Genomic DNA, 17,322 nt, shown 5'->3' with positions numbered 1-17,322 from the left:
CGACAAAATATAACAATACAAAAGATTGTTTTTTGCTATGATAAGTAAAAAATTTATATATTGTGTTATTGGGGGATGAAAAGGATGTTGAAAAAATTTACTACATGTATTTTAGGTGGCGCTTTAGTATTCAATTTATCTGGTTGCGGAAGTACATCTGACAAAACTTCTTCAGAATCTAAAGAAACTACTTCTAAACAAGAAGAAAAGAAAGTGCAAACAACTGAAGAGACGAAAACGAAAGAGAATACAAAGCCGAAAAATACAGAGCAAACAAAAGAGAAATCAAAAATAAAAGAAAAAGAGTATACTTTAAACAAGAATTTTCAAACACCTAAATTTGATGTAACTGTAAAAAGAGTTGTAGAAAGAGATAAGGTTGGTAAAGAAAGTATAGGGATCCAAGAACCTGAAAATGGACATGTCTTTATTGTTTTAGAAGCGGAAGGAAAAAACATTACAAACGAACCGATGAAATTAGCCGTTTTACCATCAGTTGATTTAGTGGATGAAAATGATAATGCTTACCAAAGTGATGTTTGGGCAACTAGTAGTTATGAGGTTGAAAAAGGTGAGACCTCTACTATTACTAAGGAATTAAAACCTGGGGATGTCAAGAGAGAAAATAAAGTTTATGTGATTAATAAAGAAAAATTTGATACAGGAAAATGGTATGTACTTGTGAATCATGAGTATAAAGAACAAATTAAATAGTGTTTATATGTTAAGAGGAGATGTCTCCTCTTTTTTTTGTGTCTAAAAAATCTTTTAACCTTTGAATTCCTAGCTCTTTCCTTCATAACAACTAAAAACAAACATATACTGGTACAAGCAAACAAGAAAGGAGATCACCATGAACTGGTTAGAAGCTTTTATATTAGGAATTATCCAAGGGCTAACCGAATTTTTACCTATAAGCAGCACGGGTCATTTGTATTTAGGAAGACATTTATTTAACTTAGATGAAGCAGGTCTTTTCTTGGACACGATGCTTCATATCGGTACCCTGCTAGCAGTGTTTATTTATTATAAAAAAGAGTTTATTTATTTAATTAAAAATCCATTTTCAAAGCTTACGTTTTTACTCATTGTTGGAACAATCCCCGCTGTTATAATCGGTCTATTATTTAAAGATTTCTTTGAAGAGATTTCAAAGACAGGTGTCACAATCGGATGGGAGTTTTTAGTGACAGGTTTGTTTTTATATATGGCAGAGAAGCAAAAAAATGGACGTAAGAAAATGGATGACATTACATATCAAGATGCTTTCATTATTGGTTCGTTTCAAGCATTTGCTATTTTTCCAGCAATCTCTCGTTCTGGTATGACAATTGTCGCTGCGCTTTGGAGAAAATTAGATCGTGAAACAGCAGCATATTTTTCATTTTTGTTATCTACACCTGCTATCGTAGGCGCTATCGTTTTACAATCTGTGGACGTGTTTCAAGGGAAAGCTGAAACGATTTCAAGCACGTCGTTAATCGTTGGTACTTTATCCGCAGCATTTTTCGGATATATTGCAGTATCTTGGATGATTCAATACTTAAAACAGCATTCTCTTAAAGTGTTCGCGTATTATGTATGGGCTTTAGGTGTTTTAATTTTAACTTTACAGTTCACTGACGTATTTTAAGTTAGGTCTTGTTTGATGGAACATTATTAGCATTTTTATCGAAATTGCATGCGAATTATTTGTTCACGAAGTACTTATAATGAAAGGAGAAGATGAATACATGTTGATAAAAAAATCCTGTTGCGCAATGTTATAGCAGGATTTTTTATTTTATGATTCTATTAATATGCCAGGGGAATACAAAAGAAAATGAAAAATTATATTTTAGTGTCATGAAAGTAGCGGAAATATCTTTTGGGAGGTAAAAAATGTTAGGAAAAGCAATCGTTATTGGCGGAAGTATAGCTGGGAAACTAGCAGCAAAAGCTCTATCAGATTTTTTTCAAGAAGTAGTTATTTTAGAAGCAGGCGAAGAGTGGAATGAAAAAAGTCCTCGAAAAAAAGTGCCACAAAGTTATCATCCTCATGTGTTATTAAAAGGTGGTGAAGTAGCAATTGAGAAATTATTCCCTGCAATTATGACCCAATTAAAAGAAGATGGGGGTATCGTAAATAATTTTACTGGAGATTTGAGATGGCATCATTTTGGTTTATGGAAACAACCATTTATTGGAGAATTGAATGCGATTCAACAGAGTCGTCCTATGCTTGAGTGGCATATACAAAAAAGAATGCGTCAAGTAAATAATATTACAACGAAATATGAAACAATGGTGGAACAATTGTTAATTGATACGCACCGTAACAAAATCTCTGGTGTGAAAACAAAGTGTTTAAAAACAGGAATGAAAAAAGATCTTCACGCAGACCTAGTTGTTGATACGAGCGGATTTGGTTCAAAAAATATAGAGTGGTTAAAAACACATGGCATAGAAGTAAAAGAAGAAAAAGTATGGATTCAATTGTTTTACGCAACTAGGGTATTCCGTCTAAAACAGAATGAACGTCCTGATTGGTGTAATTTACTTATTTCTCCTAGCTTTCCTGAAAATCCTTATGGTGCCTTTATTCAAACAATTGAAGACAATCGATATTTCGTAACTTTTAGCGGATACGCCAATGAGAATGCACCAAAAACAGATGAAGAGTTCCTTGCATTTGCTCATAAGTTACCTGCACCAGATGTCATTCATTTCTTTGAACAAGCAGAACCGATTACAGATATAAAAATACATAAAATTCCATATCAAGTACGTCGCCGATTCGATTTAGTGAAAAATATGCCAGAAGGGTTCTTAGTAATGGGAGATGCTCATTGTCGTTTTGATCCGGTTTTTGGACAAGGGATTTCTGTTGCTGCTATGGAGGCTGAAGAATTACACATGTGTTTAAAGAATCGAAAAAGGTTAGAAAAAGGGTTTACTCGTAACTTTTATAAACGGATTTCGAAAATTATTGCAACGCCGTGGGAAATGGTTACTACAGAAGCATTTCGTCATCCTAAGATAAAAGGAGAGAAGTCTTTTATACAACCACTTCAACAATGGTATACGAAGAAAATATACCAGCTTTCTGCGAATAATCCAGACATTTATATTCGTTTAGTCAAGGTAATGAATCTTATGCGTAGTCCTCTACATCTTTTTCACCCTAAGGTATGGTTTGCTATTCTTACAACTCGACAAAAATAAAGAAGGTTAATGCTATTACTTTATAGTAGGGAATTAACTACTAAATGGCGAATTTATAATAGTTAATTGAATAAAAAAGGAATGAATTATGAATGGAAATATACATAGAAAAATTAAAGGAACAAGATGCAGAAGAATTGTTTGCTTTTGAGTGTTATAATAGAGCCTTTTTTGAAAAGATGGTACCAAATCGTGGAGAGGACTACTATGTTTATGAAACATTTCAGCACAAACATGATGAATTGTTAAAAGAACAGAAAGAGGGCATTTCCTACTTTTATCTCATCAGGAATATGGAAAAAACAATTGTAGGTCGAATAAATTTAGTAGATATAGAGAAAGATAGACGGTTAGGATATCTTGGTTATCGTGTAGGAAAAAATTTTGTTGGAAAAGGAATCGCAACTAAGGCCGTCCAATTACTCCTAATTCAAGCAGCAAAAAATCAAATTACTGAAATTCATGCAAAGACAACAAATAATAACATTGCTTCACAAATAGTATTGAAAAAAAGCGGCTTTTCACAAACCGCAATTGATAAAAAAGTTATAGAATTAAATGATCAAAAGGTTAATTTCATTCATTACGTTTGGAAACATACTAAAATATTACAAAAGAAATTTTAAAACAAAAGGGGATCAATGCAATGAAGGACTTACGTTATCCAATTGGGAAGTTTACTTATGAAGGAAATATTACGGAGGAAATGATAGAAAAGTGGATTCAAGAAATTGAAAATCTCCCTAAAGAACTGACAAAAGCAATTAAAGATTTAGATAAAGATCAGCTAGATACACCGTATCGAAAGGGTGGGTGGACAGTACGGCAAGTTGTTCATCATGTGGTTGATAGTCATATGAATAGCTATATTCGTTTTAAGTTAGCTCTTACAGAAAATAACCCAACAATTAAGCCATATATGGAAGAGAAATGGGCAGAACTCCCTGATTCAAAATTACCTGTAGATGTTTCTCTTGTATTATTAGATTCCTTACATAAAAGATGGGTAAATTTATTAAATTCTTTAGAACAGGAAGATCTTGAAAAAACTTTTAATCATCCAGAATCAGGTGAAACAAAACTAGAGGTTGCAATTGGATTATATGCTTGGCACGGGCATCATCACACTGCACATATTACTTCTTTACGGGAAAAATCAGGGTGGTAAGTACCATGGAAGTCATATTAGAAAGAGCAATCGAGTTTGATGCAGAATCTATTTTTAATATTCAAGTACAAGCATTTAAACCGTTATTAGAAAAATATAAGGACTATAAAACGAATCCTGCTAATGAAACGATTGATAAAGTAATTACAAGAATAAATCATCCTAATGGTAGATTTTATAAAATATTAGCTAATCATACTCTTGTCGGAGCTATTTGTGTATTTTGGAAAGAGAAGACGACACAGTTTTGGATTAGCCCTATGTTTATTCTGCCTAATTATCAAGGGAAAGGGATCGCTCAGAAAACACTCACTTTAATAGAGAAGATGTTTCCACAAGCAACGAGTTGGGAATTAGCTACAATCTTAGAAGAAGAACGTAATTGTTATCTATATGAAAAAGTAGGTTACATTCAGACAGGGTTAAGAAAGAAATTGAATGATCATACAACACTTGTTTACTATAAAAAGATATTATAAAAATAGATTTTAAAAGGATAGATAAAGCAGAGTATATCTGTTTTATCTATCCTTTTATTTTGGCCTTATATAAACGTTTTTGTATTTTTAAAAGGAATCAGTGCATGTTGTTCCAAAATATACGGGGTTAATACTTTTATTTATGCATAAAAATACAAAAGTTTATTTCGTTGTGTATTTTACTAATGCTTTTTGAACGCTTAAAATACTGTCATCACTTTTAAATTCTTTTGTGATTGGTTCATGCATACTAGATAGCCAAATTTTAAGTTCTGCATCTAAATCAAAATGACCTGCTGTTTCGATACTAAACTGTGTGATACTTTTATATGGAATAGAATGATATTCTGTTTTCTTACCAGTTACTCCTTGTTTATCTACTAAAATCATTCGTCGATTTGTAAACACAATTAAATCTCGAATCAATTTATACGCATACTCAACTTGTTCATCATCAAGCATAATCTTTTGTAAGTCACGCTCTACATTTTCTGTACTCGTATCAGATGCATTTCCTAAAATACCGCTAAATAAACCCATTTGAAATTCCTCCTTCTTTATGATCTTTGGAATGAGTTTCTTTTATTGTAGCACGTTATAGACTAAGAGATTCTTACAATGCAGCAATAGTTTTTTTAAGTGAATACAACGAATTTATTGGTATTTCATCATAATATCTTGTGCTAAAATATAAGTGTTTATAAAATTAAGAAACAAACGCAGAGGGAGTATACATGAAAAATATCGGTTTAGTATTAGAAGGCGGAGGCATGAAAGGATTATATACAGCTGGTGTACTCGAGTACTTTATGGAAAATGATTTATTTTTCCCATATGTAGTTGGAGTATCAGCAGGAGCATGCATGGGGGCAACTTATGTATCTCGCCAAAAGGGAAGAAATAAAAAAGTAAATACAGAGTTAGTTTCTGATCATCGTTACATATCTTATCGAAATTTCATACGAAAACGAGAATTGTTTGGGATGGATTTTCTTTTTGATGAAGTGCCTACTAAAATTGTACCGTTTGATTTTCAAACTTTTTTACATACAAATGAGCAATTTGTTATCGGAACAACGGATTGTGAGACAGGAGGAGCTGTCTATTATAATAAGCAAGAGCACGGGAATGATATATTAAAAATTATTCGTGCATCAAGTTCTGTACCATTTATTGCTCCAGCTGTAGACTATGATGGTAAAAAGCTTTTGGATGGGGGAATTATTGATCCTATTCCTGTTCGAAAGGCGCAAATAGACGGATATCAAAAGAATGTTGTTATTATGACGAAACCGGAAGGGTATGTGAAAAAGCGTAATAAGTTTTCATCTATGGCGAAATATTTATATAGACGATACCCGAAAGTCTCTGAACTGTTAGTAGAACATTATCGGTTCTATAATGAAACCATTTCCTATATGTCTTCAGATCCACAAAACGAGAATTTCTTTGTCATTCAACCAAGTGTACAACTTCCTGTTAGTGGGATTGAAAGAAATAAGGATAAGCTTGTTAATTTATATAATCTTGGATATCAGGATGCAAAGGATCAGTATGAGCGGTTATTAGAATGGATAGAGAAATGAACAAAAAAACACACAGACTATATTGTTTGTGTGTTTTTTTGTTCATAAATTATACAACATTAGTACCATGTCTATATAGGGATTTATTTATAAAGAAAGAAGTATTAATTATATAATGCGATATTGGAGGGAAGAGGAATGAAGTCAATACTAAGTTCTAAGATAGCAGAACTTACAGATCAATTGATTAACGGAGATATACGAGCTTATCACACATTTTTAAATGAACTCAAAACAAATAGGACGCCATTTATAGAAACTTGTCCAATGAATAGTCAGTATCATCTTATTACTTACATATGGCTAGGCGATCAAGACACAGAAAATGTTTATGTATTTGGTAGTTATCCTGGTTGGGACCTTGATGCCAATCAACTCGAACAGCTTTTAGATACGAATGTTTGGTACAAAACATTTAGAACGAATAAAAAGTTTATTTCTACCTATCACTTTTCAGTTAATGATTATTTTGAAAACAATTGGGTAGCGCGTAGTAAACAGTATCAATTAGATCCATTTAACAGTCATATATTCGGAGGAGGAACAGATAAAGCAGCTATTTTAGAAATAGGAATGGAAACGCAGTACGATAAAAGATTCCCTAAAAATTATTATCCTCAGGGAAAAGTTGAAACATATTCTTTTTACAGTTTTATTTTAGGCAATACACAAAAAATCCATATTTACACACCTCATCGTTATTCTCTTACATCAAGCCTTCAAGATCTTATCATCACATTTGATGGAAACTCATTTATGCAAAATCTTTCAGCGCCAGCAACACTTGATCATTTCATTCATAATCAAGAAATACCTTCGTGTATTATTGTTGGAATTGAGCACGTAGATCGATTGCAGGAACTTACTTATAACGATAAAATGAACACGTTTTTAATAGAAGAGCTACTTCCTTGGATTCAAGCGAAATATTATGTGTATAAGGATCCTTCGCACATAACAATTGCAGGATTAAGCCTCGGTGGCCTAGCGGCATTTTATGCAGCACTTAAGAATCCTCATATTTTCGGGAATGTACTATCATTGTCAGGTTCTGTATATTGGAAAAAGGATGGTCACGAAGAAGAAATCCCTTGGATGGAGAAACAATTTTTATCAATTAGTAATACGCTGAGATTACGTATGTATATGGCGGCTGGAACACTTGAGAACGAACCGCTTTTAAAAGCTAATAGAAGCCTATCTAAGACACTTAGAGAAAAAGAATACCAAATTATCTATAGTGAGTTTCAAGGCGGTCACGACGAAATCTGGTGGCGAGAGCAACTTGCTGAGGGGATAGTATCGTTAAAACATTCAAGGACGTTATCTTAAAAAGAAAGGGAGAGGGAAAATATGAATGAATTGGGATTGTTGCTAATGTCTAAAAATCGCTTTTGAATGTATTAAATGAATATATAGTCTTAATATAGGTGGAAAATAGAGAAGAGGCGCTATATTTATCAATGCAATGTACATGTAAAAATACAAAAAATAATTATAAGTAATCATAGATTACTAAGATTAAGAATCAAAGCAAACAAATAAGATTGTATAGAAAACCCTAAATTTAACCATATTTAATAAACGGGATATAAATATGAAAAACTGTAGAAATACTGGAGAAAAACTTACATGTACGAATTTTAAATAGTTTTAATAACAAAATGAAAATTATTTAATTGATCGTGTCGTAATTTTATGGCCATCTGGAACATTTATAATTCAACTGATTTTTAACTTGAAAATTGCTGTGAGAAATTTCATCGTAAATTAGCAATGAAAACTGAGGAATTTTAAAAGAAAAATATTTAAAGCGAATTTCATTAAAAATCTCCGTTTCATCTCAATTTGTATAGTTTACTTGCATTTAGAGACAGAGAAATACTATTTTTCTATAACTACCTATAATATATATTATGTTAACTGTAAAAATGAAAGTAACTTATCTTTATTGTATTTACCCCTCTTTTTGTCTGGCGACACAAACTTGGGGACTTTTATGTATATGATACTTCAACTAAATTAGTACCCAAGTTTGTGCTGTCCTATAATTTGTTATTGGTAAGTATGCCGGTATCATTTCACCAACCCCTAAGTTCTTATTATCTATAGTCCAAGAAATCTTTTTCCAGTCTAGAATACCTTCTTCTGTTTTTTTTAGGATTATTATATAAATATGTATCAGATAATTCAGCGAGAAAAACAAATAAACCACCTGATGTAGCTTTGAAAGAAAGATTGATCAAAAGTGAGCTACAAACGTTGATTTTACAATAGTAGAAACCCACTCATTTTGAAAAAAGGTTGATCAAAATGAGTGGGTTAACTTTTTACACACGATTAATTTCTATAAAAAAGATTGATCATTTTAGTCTTCGATTTTTAGAAAATTCTCATGGTTGTATCGTATAAAATCACTTATTCTCTTAATAGTAAGACGAGCTGTTTCATTAAACTTGATATGCAAAGGATTAATTGATTCAGAGAGTTCCCTAGTACTGTCAAGATTCTCACGTGTAACAGCAAACTTTTCTAAAGTATTGGGACAATTATATTTTTTAAGAACTAATTCAGTTTCTTCTAGGAGCAGATACATGGGCTCTTCCCCAAAATACTGTAATCCAGTTTTGATTGCTGACCAAATTTTAGGTTGGGCCCTAAAATAGGCACTCCACCAATAGAACTCACACTTTGATTCAATTGCATGATCATAATATACATGAAATACAAACAACGCTTTCTGTCCAGCGGTTAGCTCTTTATAAAAAAGTTCTTTTGAAATGTAACTATTTTCTGGTTGTTTAGCCATTCTTTTTTTATACTCCAGAATCAACGGTTTAAAACAAGCATTAAGCAAGGCTTCATCAGCTAAGGAATCGAACTCCTGTCTTTTCATTTGTACTATCATTCAATCACTCCCTATTGAATATTATACAATGATTGAAATAAATGATTACATAATATTCTAGAATAAATTCCACTGTTGCTTAATGATGCAAATCGATTGTTTTTTCTCAACATGAACCGTCTTTTTCATATAAGTCCCAACTAAATTGCTACGATTGTTGCAATATCAATGATTCATTGATTGGTAGTTTTGTGTCGCCAAACATCTTTTGATCGTTACCTAATAAAAAAGATTAGTGTCAGAACGCAACACACTAATCTTTGAAAGGATTTTAATTTGAATGAATTTGTTCAAATTGATTTTTGAATTCTAAATCGTTTTTTAACCAACTTTTAAATGTCGATTTGCTAATGCTGAGGTATTCGCAAGACTTATTTATAGATTTGTACTTCTGATATTGTATAAGAAAATCATTTTTTCTTTGAGCGACAGCCGATTTTGTTCTCTTTAATTTTCTATCATGTAATTGTTCCGAATCTGAGGTTTCCATTTGAAATATATCATATTTTCTTTGCAAAAATAATTCTTTATCTTTATAGATCCAATCAGAGAAAAGTTTAATTGTTTTTCGCCCGCTGAGAATTACACGATAATGAGTTTTTTTATTTATGAAGTTTGGTTTGAAGTTTCGCTCTTGTAAGATTTGGATTAAGGAATGCATAAAGCTATATGATCCCCCGACAAAACTTACTGTATACGTTGGGTAATTTACATAGCCATCTCCATCAAAATATCCTCTAACGAAATGATGTAGATACTCTTGTGGGACAAATGGGAATTGTACGTTGTTTGATTTACAAGGCGTGATTCCATGTAAGTTCATTAAATCGCTTTTCATTATTTTGCTATTTAAATTTAACATGTAAACACCAGTTTTTTTGTTTTGATACAGTGGCTGGTCTGAATTGAGTTCTATTTTTATATCTTCTAAGATACTGGATTCTTTTTGAGAAATACTTACAGTTTGGTTATCCTTTAAAATGACACCATCTGCAATGAAGAAACCTAAAATGTACGCCATGTTGTTAGACCAATACTTAAAGTAATCTTCCTTTACATTATATTTGCGTTTCCAGCTCCCTCTTGCTCGCTTTTCAACATTGTTATCTGTTAAAACCATCCGAACATATCTAGGTGAGACATTAGCTAATTTTGCGATATTTGACGTGCTCTCCCCTTTTAAATAAAGCTTAATCATTTCATCTTTTTCCAGTGTACATTTAGACTTCTTTTTGCTCCTGTCAACCATTTTGATTCTCTCTTTTCAATAGATTTAAATTAGGTGTGCACCTTCTTCTATATCATATAAAAGAACTGATGTTCTGTCTATTTTAACTAGTGGAATTGGAGTAACATTTTTATTCACTGTAGATCTTCATACCCTCCCTCTTTTCTGCTGCTATCTGCTCTATTTTTGTAGTAACTATATAGCGTATTTCCTCGAGTTCTCTTCTGAGAATTATTTTTAGATCATTTAATTTATAGAATTTTTAAATTAAACAGAAATATCCCCTTTTTCTTCTTGATTTGTATAAAATATATCCTTTAGTATAGATGTATAAATCTAATTGTATCTATTTTGTTTACATGAATCCTAGATGATTAGATTTATATAATAAAGGTTATAAAAATTTAGGAGGGGTATGTGTGTTTTCGAAATGGAAAAAAGGTTTCGTAACTACTTTATTCGCATTAACAACGTTTTCGACAATGGCATCTGCTGAAGAATTACCTGCTGATCAACAAAAATGGCAGAAATGGGTTAGTGAACATGCAGCTAAATTACAGGAACCAACTACTGCTAGTTCTAATGAGGATTTATCTTTTTTAAAGAAAAACTTACAAGACAAACGTATTGTCTTATTAGGTGAATCTACTCATGGTTCAACCGAAATGAATCAATCTAAGGTTCGGATGATTAAGTATTTGCATGAAGAAATGGGTTATGATGTGATTGCATTTGAATCAGGCTTTGCAGAAGCAAATGCTGTGTATCAAAATATAGATGATTTAACAGCTGAACAAGCTATGAAGAAAGCTATTTCTGGAGTATGGCATACAGAAGATGTGGAAGAATTATTTCAATACATAAAAGAACAAAAAGAAAAAGGAACGCCCCTTATTTTAACGGGATTCGATATACAAATACCGTGGAATGCCTCTACTGCTACATTTACAACAACTGCAAATGAATGGATTAGTAAATTGAATCCTGAAATAGGGAAACTTCTCGTAGAAGCGGAAGATGAAATAGTAAAATACCGTTCCGTTTCTTCTTATGAAGAATTCCAAACGATGCAGTCTTCTCTTTTGCTTAAATACGAAAAAGTAAAAGAATTCATTCAACAGCATTCAAATGATTTAAAACAAGTAGCGCCTAAAGCATCCTATGATGTAAAACTTCTAGAAAAATCAGTCAGTATTCGAATTGATACGCTGAAAACGCATATTCCAAATGAAGTAAAACCGAGATTTGGAATCCCATTTGATTACGCTAACTATAATAATTATTCGTTATACTCACGTGATCAAAAAATGGCGCAAAATTTAGCGTGGCTTAGTGAGCTGCAATTTAAAGGTGAAAAAACAATAGTTTGGGGGCATAATTATCATATTCGAAATCAAAATTCTAAAATGATTCAAGATTGGACTGAAACCTACAAATATGGATTCGTAGGACCAAACATGATGGATTATCTGCCAAAGCGTATAAAAGACCAAATGTATACTATAGGTTTGTTTGCATATAGCGGAAGTAGCCTAGACTCTACAGATAATAAAACTATTATCTATGTAAAGGAAAAACATGAAGCCAATAGCATTGAGCAAATTTTAAAAGCTGCGCACCATCCGCAAGTATTTGTAAATTTAAAAGGTGAGGAAAATCGCCCTGAAACTTCTTGGATGTATACGCCGATTATAGGACAGTATTGGGGAGCAACAGATGAAATTATGATACCTAATCAACAATATGATGGGATTCTCTGGTTAGAGCATATCACGCCTTCTCAGATTAAATAAAACGAAAAGCGCACCATATATTTCATTGGTGCGCTTTTTATGTATACCTCTTTATAAAAGATATAGTGATTTTCTATAAAGCTCTTCTCTCCTTTAATGTCTAAGGAAAGACCCTTTATATAGGTGTTTAAGAATCTTATGTATTATACAAATCAGATGGGATTATTCCTTTTTCTCCTCATTTGTATTTCCGTAAGCAAATACCTCAAAAACGAATTCACATAGACCAACAACTACTTCCCCAATTACTTCGTGCATTTTCCCACACCCCTCTTTTTGTAAATCTATCTTAAGTATATAAGCAGGATGTTTTTAAGTGCTATTGGAGAAGGTGACATGAACATTACAAATTTGTAATGTTTCGTTTCATTCTGCTGCTTTTTAATTCTCTTTCGAATTAAAGTGGCGTGTACTATATATTGTTTATACGTGAGTTGTCTAACCTGTTAAATTCTTTGCAGTCATATTCTACTAATGTATTATTTATAATGACACATTTATGTTCTAATACATGAGGTTCATTGAGCATTTTAGGTAGAAAGTGAGGTATCATCTTCCCTACCCCATAATTGTATTCACTAAGTATCCATGATACGTCTTTCCAGTCTAAAATTCCTTCGGTTGTCTTTTTAGGAGTCTCATAGTAAAAATTATTAGACACATCTACTACATACGCATACATGCCACCTGAATATGTATGATCTACTTCCCATGTAATGATACCTTTGAAATGAATTTGATTGTTTTTAACGTCAATATCCGTTTCTTCTTTTATTTCGCGAATTGCGCTTTCTAATGGCGTTTCTCCGCTCTCTATTTTACCACCCACACCATTCCATAATCCCTTAACAGGATCGTATTCTCTGTTTAACATGAGTATCTCTTCATTTCTTCTAATAAAACATAAAGTGTGTTTGTACAAGTTTTCCCCTCTCCTTTATAAATCTAAATTTAATTCTAACAAATAAAACTATATTTTTTTATTTTCATTTAAAGATAAATTTTAACATCTACATTTCTATATTTTTAGTAATTATCCTAACGTTTCCGTCGATTCTTCCCCGCGTTTTAATTTGCTAGCTTCTTACTTCTTTTTCGAATTTATCCAAACCACTTCTTTTATTGTCTATAACATAAAAATAAAGAGTATCTCAAATAGAAATACTTTTTATTTTTATGTTAGTTTCATTTGTTTTCTGGAAATAGCTTATTGAACAATGAATGAGGAACCGTTTTTTTAATTAACAATTCGTAAACTTCAGCACCAACATCATGTAGAGTTACATAGGCAAAGAAATCTTCTGTTGTATCCAACAACGAAAATGTGTTTTTAAGTCTATTCATTACATTGATTCCTATTAAAACCAGCTGCTCTTCAAAAAACGATTTATGAAATGCTATCTTTCTTTCAACATTAAGTATTGGATGCTCCGTATTTATACAATAGTATGCATTTGAGATTTCTTCTAATTGTGGGGTGGTTAATTCATTGAAAAAGGTAAACGGAAATGATGAATCATGGTACCGAATTCCATATAAGCTATTAAGCTCTTTTTCTGATTCATCAGAATACCATTTGTCAACTATCTTTCGGTATGCCTGTTCGGTATTTATTGATATACCAAAATAGCCTCCCTCAGTATCGACATACAATGCGAGTACAAATACATCTTTATTATTTTCGGAATGAGAAAATTTTTCTATGACATTAGAACATGTCTCAAAAAATAAATCTTCAACATACTTAAAATCAGCTAAAAATATATCTTTTTCATTTGAGATATCTTCAAAATATTCAATAGTTTTTTCAGGAGTATAAACAATAAAACCTTTTTGAGTTGACTCCCAATCTCCATTAATGACTTGTTTAAGAAATGTGTTATAATCCATGGTTTTACCCCTTTTTCCATTTGTTTTTATGTACTATTTGTTTGTAATAACGACAAGAAAATATATAAGACGTTTTTAATATTAATGCAAAGCAATCATTACTTATATAATCGTATAGTCATCAAAATATTGATCGATACTTTGTAGCTTTTCTACTTTAAAATTTATAATAGCAAAAGAACTCTCTTCTAGATGTAACTTTTCATCTAATGTAATAATGTTGTCGTCTTTATCGATCAATATAAACGAATAAACACCCTCTAGAGTAGCTGTTACCTTTCCTAACGCTTTTTTATCCAACCAAATAGACAATCCTGCGAACAAAGAAGCAGTAACAATCACTTTATTCTCTATTAATTCAATTTTAGTATAGTCTGGACTATCAATATCGGATAATTCAACGTAATTACATGCCGATTTCCCGTATTCTTTTTTAAAATAGTCAATGAAACTACTAATAAACATTTCTTTGTTATTCAAATTTTCTAGTATTTCTCCACTTTCATTCAGGATAAGTTCCTCTAGTCTTTCGTCTGTAAATATTTCGCTATATACTTGCATAGTTCTCCTCTCTAATCCCCTATTTTCCTGTACAAAATAATTAAAAGGTTACGATTTGCTTTTTTATTTCATCACTATGTTGAGTCGATTGCTCTAATTTATTTTCAGTGAGGTATTCTTGGTTATCAAGTATCTTTCATCTTATACTGATTTCATCTTGAAATTATAGCCTTATTACTTGTGAATAATTGTTCCATTAAAAATATATGGTACAGTTTCTTTTCTTTGCAATAGACCTTTTACATGTTCCGGCAGTCGTAAATATGTTTCTGCAGTTTGTAATTCCATCCATTTAACTTCCTCGATTTCTTCGGGTCTTGATATATGTATTTCTCCACCAACAATTTTCCCTACAAAGTTGATAAATATAGCGTGGTGCCCTTTTTCTTCAAAAAACGCTTCACTTATTGCGAAAATCCCCTTTACCTCTATATCTAACCCTGTTTCTTCTTTTACTTCGTGAATTGCTGCTTCTTCTAGAGTGTTTCTCCAGCCTCGACTGCACCACCCGGTAAAGTAAAATAAGAACCATTTTCTCCTATATTTTTAACCATCAATACTTTTTCTCGAAACTCATCATAAAATAATACGTATGTTACAGCTACTTTTTTCATAGGAACCTCTTTTGTTGATTTCTAATATACAGTTCTCTATAAAATGAGGTATCCCTTGTTATTAAATTTAAAATACTATTATCAAGAATAATAACGAATATATCTTTATTAGTATTTAGTGAGACGTATTCTACGTGTAAATTATAACTCATAAAATAACCGGGAATGAAAAATTTAAATCCATCTAAAAAGAGCCTTCATGTTTGGGGCTCTTTTTAGATGGATTAAGCTACTTTTCGATATAGCTTTTGTGTTGCTTTCTTTTTCTCTTTGCTCGGTGGTCGAATGAAAATAGCGATAATAAAGGATACAATACATAGTATACCGATTGTAATGAAAGTTGGCTGAAATCCACCTAATAGCGCTCCAATGAACGAACCAGCAAGTGCCCCGAAGCCAAATCCCTGATATACGATCCCGTAATTTGTACTATGATTCTTTAAACCAAAGAAATCACCCACGATTGCTGGAAATATGGTAATGTTGCCTCCGAAACAAAATGCAACACTTGCAACACAAGTAAAATAAATAGCATAGTTTAAACTCATAAAGCTGAGTGTGAAAACAGATAAGCCAATTATAATAAAGGTTGCTGAGACAATCTTTAATCGACCTATTTTATCTGATAATGTTCCGAGAACAATTCGGCCTGCAGTATTAAAAATTGCAATCATTGCAACGGCATTAGCTGCAGTTGCTGCACTAAGCCCTACGAGTTGAACTCCGATATCTTTCACCATACCGATTAAATATAGACCACTCATGCATGATGTAAATAGCATAAAAAACAATAAATAAACTTGTTTTGTGCGCAACATTTCTTTCGGTGAGTAGTTATTACTTAATGTTTCAGATACTGTTTCATTTGTCACAGCTTCGCGCAAGAAGTAAGATCCCGCAAGGACTAAAATTAATACAATGATGCCCCAATATAAAAAAGCTTCCGAAACACCAACTGTATCAATGAACCTTCCATTCACGTATTTAAAAATTAAGCTGCCCATTCCATATGCTGAGACTGATATACCAGAAATTAAGCCTTTCCGATTTGGAAACCACTTAATTAAATTTGATAATGATGTGATATATGCTGTACCATCTGCATACCCTACCACGACACCAGCTAGTAAATAAAGTAGTGGTAATGAGGAAACTTGTGAGCTAAGTATTAATCCAATCCCAAGAATAATTCCTGACGTTGCGATAAGTTTACGAAGTCCCATTTTTTGTTGTAATTTACCTGCAAATAAAGTTGAAAATGATAAAGAAAAGCTCGTAATTGAGAAAGTTATCGCCACAGCATGAAGTTCCCAGCCAAATTTACTTACTAAAGGTTGATTAAACAAACTCCATGTATAAATCGTTCCAAGACCAATTTGCACAATGATTGTGCCTAGGACAATAAGCCATGGATTTACAGATGCTTGTTTCATGCGAACTGTCCCTCTCTTATCATGACATGATTTATCACAATTTAGTATGTCCATGGTGAAATACAAGATACGAATTTAAAAATGGAAATTAAATTTGTATCTTGTATAAAATAAACAAAAAGACGCTTCATTAAGAAACGCCTTTTTGTCGACTAGAGTATATACGGGTTTATTGTAAAAAAGCTGTGTTAAGATAAGACATTTTCAGATGCTTATATACATATGGTACCAAATGCTATCTTTATTTTTATGGGGCTTGAGATGTATTTTTCTTTCATAAGAAAGTCGTATAATTAATATTCGATTTCCTCATAATCTTTTGGCTGGGGAACAGTTTGCATATTTGCCGCATCTTTTGGATCACTATATATAGCATTTTGTTCGGTACTCATATCTTTTACATTTTGTTTATTATTTTTGTTCGGCTGCTTTTTCATTCAGGCTCACTCCTTTTTTAT

17 protein-coding genes and 1 pseudogene are annotated in these 17,322 nt (G+C 32.1%); 9 read left to right on the top strand and 9 right to left on the bottom strand.

Going from position 1 to position 17,322, the window contains the following annotated elements; all coding sequences use genetic code 11:
• Window positions 1-84: 84 nt before the first annotated feature.
• From AC1M36_RS22125 to AC1M36_RS22100, 6 genes are all read left to right on the top strand, one after another.
• The gene (locus AC1M36_RS22125; RefSeq protein ID WP_336451086.1) at window positions 85-714 is read left to right on the top strand and encodes a hypothetical protein; all 630 of its coding nucleotides are present in this window, start codon (window positions 85-87) and stop codon (window positions 712-714) included.
• Between the two features lie 139 nt (window positions 715-853).
• On the top strand, window positions 854-1,633 hold the full coding sequence (locus tag AC1M36_RS22120; protein WP_336451087.1) for an undecaprenyl-diphosphate phosphatase: 780 nt from the start codon (window positions 854-856) through the stop codon (window positions 1,631-1,633).
• 248 nt (window positions 1,634-1,881) lie between these two features.
• The gene (locus AC1M36_RS22115) at window positions 1,882-3,204 is read left to right on the top strand and encodes an NAD(P)/FAD-dependent oxidoreductase (RefSeq protein ID WP_336451088.1); all 1,323 of its coding nucleotides are present in this window, start codon (window positions 1,882-1,884) and stop codon (window positions 3,202-3,204) included.
• Between the two features lie 92 nt (window positions 3,205-3,296).
• A complete protein-coding gene (locus tag AC1M36_RS22110; RefSeq protein ID WP_479846207.1) occupies window positions 3,297-3,830 on the top strand; it encodes a GNAT family N-acetyltransferase in 534 nt (177 codons plus the stop codon).
• A 20-nt stretch (window positions 3,831-3,850) separates the two neighbouring features.
• Entirely contained in the window at window positions 3,851-4,372 is a 522-nt protein-coding gene (locus tag AC1M36_RS22105; protein WP_479846206.1) for a YfiT family bacillithiol transferase, read from the top strand.
• Between the two features lie 5 nt (window positions 4,373-4,377).
• On the top strand, window positions 4,378-4,851 hold the full coding sequence (locus AC1M36_RS22100; protein WP_336451091.1) for a GNAT family N-acetyltransferase: 474 nt from the start codon (window positions 4,378-4,380) through the stop codon (window positions 4,849-4,851).
• A 162-nt stretch (window positions 4,852-5,013) separates the two neighbouring features.
• Here the strand turns inward: AC1M36_RS22100 and AC1M36_RS22095 are convergent, their stop codons facing one another.
• Window positions 5,014-5,391, bottom strand: a complete 378-nt coding sequence (locus AC1M36_RS22095; RefSeq protein WP_336451092.1) for a PH domain-containing protein — start codon at window positions 5,389-5,391, stop codon at window positions 5,014-5,016.
• 194 nt (window positions 5,392-5,585) lie between these two features.
• Between AC1M36_RS22095 and AC1M36_RS22090 the strand changes: the two genes are divergently transcribed.
• Both AC1M36_RS22090 and AC1M36_RS22085 read left to right on the top strand, forming a co-directional pair.
• Entirely contained in the window at window positions 5,586-6,437 is an 852-nt protein-coding gene (locus AC1M36_RS22090) for a patatin-like phospholipase family protein (RefSeq protein ID WP_336451093.1), read from the top strand.
• A 138-nt stretch (window positions 6,438-6,575) separates the two neighbouring features.
• Window positions 6,576-7,769: an alpha/beta hydrolase gene (locus AC1M36_RS22085; RefSeq protein WP_431612975.1), complete on the top strand. Its 1,194-nt coding sequence runs from the start codon at window positions 6,576-6,578 to the stop codon at window positions 7,767-7,769.
• A gap of 1,036 nt (window positions 7,770-8,805) precedes the next feature.
• Here AC1M36_RS22085 and AC1M36_RS22080 read toward each other — a convergent pair.
• Together AC1M36_RS22080 and AC1M36_RS22075 are read right to left on the bottom strand one after the other, a co-directional pair.
• A complete protein-coding gene (locus tag AC1M36_RS22080; protein WP_336451094.1) occupies window positions 8,806-9,345 on the bottom strand; it encodes a hypothetical protein in 540 nt (179 codons plus the stop codon).
• Between the two features lie 271 nt (window positions 9,346-9,616).
• Complete coding sequence (locus AC1M36_RS22075) at window positions 9,617-10,594, bottom strand: LAGLIDADG family homing endonuclease (RefSeq protein WP_479846205.1); 978 nt, start codon at window positions 10,592-10,594, stop codon at window positions 9,617-9,619.
• A gap of 398 nt (window positions 10,595-10,992) precedes the next feature.
• Between AC1M36_RS22075 and AC1M36_RS22070 the strand changes: the two genes are divergently transcribed.
• The gene (locus tag AC1M36_RS22070) at window positions 10,993-12,366 is read left to right on the top strand and encodes an erythromycin esterase family protein (RefSeq protein ID WP_336451096.1); all 1,374 of its coding nucleotides are present in this window, start codon (window positions 10,993-10,995) and stop codon (window positions 12,364-12,366) included.
• Window positions 12,367-12,778: 412 nt separating this feature from the next.
• On the opposite strand, the gene AC1M36_RS22065 is transcribed toward AC1M36_RS22070, so the two are convergent.
• The 6 genes and pseudogenes from AC1M36_RS22065 to AC1M36_RS22040 all read right to left on the bottom strand — a co-directional run bounded on the left by AC1M36_RS22065 (window position 12,779) and on the right by AC1M36_RS22040 (window position 17,301).
• The gene (locus tag AC1M36_RS22065; protein WP_479846204.1) at window positions 12,779-13,288 is read right to left on the bottom strand and encodes an NUDIX hydrolase; all 510 of its coding nucleotides are present in this window, start codon (window positions 13,286-13,288) and stop codon (window positions 12,779-12,781) included.
• A gap of 263 nt (window positions 13,289-13,551) precedes the next feature.
• Window positions 13,552-14,256, bottom strand: a complete 705-nt coding sequence (locus AC1M36_RS22060) for a hypothetical protein (protein WP_336451098.1) — start codon at window positions 14,254-14,256, stop codon at window positions 13,552-13,554.
• A gap of 102 nt (window positions 14,257-14,358) precedes the next feature.
• A complete protein-coding gene (locus AC1M36_RS22055; protein ID WP_336451099.1) occupies window positions 14,359-14,817 on the bottom strand; it encodes a hypothetical protein in 459 nt (152 codons plus the stop codon).
• Between the two features lie 174 nt (window positions 14,818-14,991).
• Window positions 14,992-15,431 (bottom strand): annotated as a pseudogene (locus AC1M36_RS22050) (NUDIX hydrolase).
• A gap of 224 nt (window positions 15,432-15,655) precedes the next feature.
• Window positions 15,656-16,864, bottom strand: coding sequence for an L-lactate MFS transporter (locus AC1M36_RS22045; RefSeq protein ID WP_336451100.1), 1,209 nt, complete (start codon window positions 16,862-16,864; stop codon window positions 15,656-15,658).
• Between the two features lie 293 nt (window positions 16,865-17,157).
• The gene (locus tag AC1M36_RS22040) at window positions 17,158-17,301 is read right to left on the bottom strand and encodes a hypothetical protein (protein ID WP_336451101.1); all 144 of its coding nucleotides are present in this window, start codon (window positions 17,299-17,301) and stop codon (window positions 17,158-17,160) included.
• Window positions 17,302-17,322: the final 21 nt, after the last annotated feature.

It is taken from the genome of Bacillus sp. Medicinal_06 (genome assembly GCF_056711665.1).
This window is presented reverse-complemented; position numbering and strand designations above follow the sequence as displayed.

Excerpts from the sequence above, each read along its gene's own strand:
- AC1M36_RS22125 (WP_336451086.1), top strand. The coding sequence starts at position 85 with ATGTTGAAAAAATTTACTACATGTATTTTAGGTGGCGCTTTAGTATTC.
- AC1M36_RS22120 (WP_336451087.1), top strand. The coding sequence starts at position 854 with ATGAACTGGTTAGAAGCTTTTATATTAGGAATTATCCAAGGGCTAACC.
- AC1M36_RS22115 (WP_336451088.1), top strand. The coding sequence starts at position 1,882 with ATGTTAGGAAAAGCAATCGTTATTGGCGGAAGTATAGCTGGGAAACTA.
- AC1M36_RS22110 (WP_479846207.1), top strand. The coding sequence starts at position 3,297 with ATGGAAATATACATAGAAAAATTAAAGGAACAAGATGCAGAAGAATTG.
- AC1M36_RS22105 (WP_479846206.1), top strand. The coding sequence starts at position 3,851 with ATGAAGGACTTACGTTATCCAATTGGGAAGTTTACTTATGAAGGAAAT.
- AC1M36_RS22100 (WP_336451091.1), top strand. The coding sequence starts at position 4,378 with ATGGAAGTCATATTAGAAAGAGCAATCGAGTTTGATGCAGAATCTATT.
- AC1M36_RS22095 (WP_336451092.1), bottom strand. The coding sequence starts at position 5,391 with ATGGGTTTATTTAGCGGTATTTTAGGAAATGCATCTGATACGAGTACA.
- AC1M36_RS22090 (WP_336451093.1), top strand. The coding sequence starts at position 5,586 with ATGAAAAATATCGGTTTAGTATTAGAAGGCGGAGGCATGAAAGGATTA.
- AC1M36_RS22085 (WP_431612975.1), top strand. The coding sequence starts at position 6,576 with ATGAAGTCAATACTAAGTTCTAAGATAGCAGAACTTACAGATCAATTG.
- AC1M36_RS22080 (WP_336451094.1), bottom strand. The coding sequence starts at position 9,345 with ATGATAGTACAAATGAAAAGACAGGAGTTCGATTCCTTAGCTGATGAA.
- AC1M36_RS22075 (WP_479846205.1), bottom strand. The coding sequence starts at position 10,594 with ATGGTTGACAGGAGCAAAAAGAAGTCTAAATGTACACTGGAAAAAGAT.
- AC1M36_RS22060 (WP_336451098.1), bottom strand. The coding sequence starts at position 14,256 with ATGGATTATAACACATTTCTTAAACAAGTCATTAATGGAGATTGGGAG.
- AC1M36_RS22055 (WP_336451099.1), bottom strand. The coding sequence starts at position 14,817 with ATGCAAGTATATAGCGAAATATTTACAGACGAAAGACTAGAGGAACTT.
- AC1M36_RS22045 (WP_336451100.1), bottom strand. The coding sequence starts at position 16,864 with ATGAAACAAGCATCTGTAAATCCATGGCTTATTGTCCTAGGCACAATC.
- AC1M36_RS22040 (WP_336451101.1), bottom strand. The coding sequence starts at position 17,301 with ATGAAAAAGCAGCCGAACAAAAATAATAAACAAAATGTAAAAGATATG.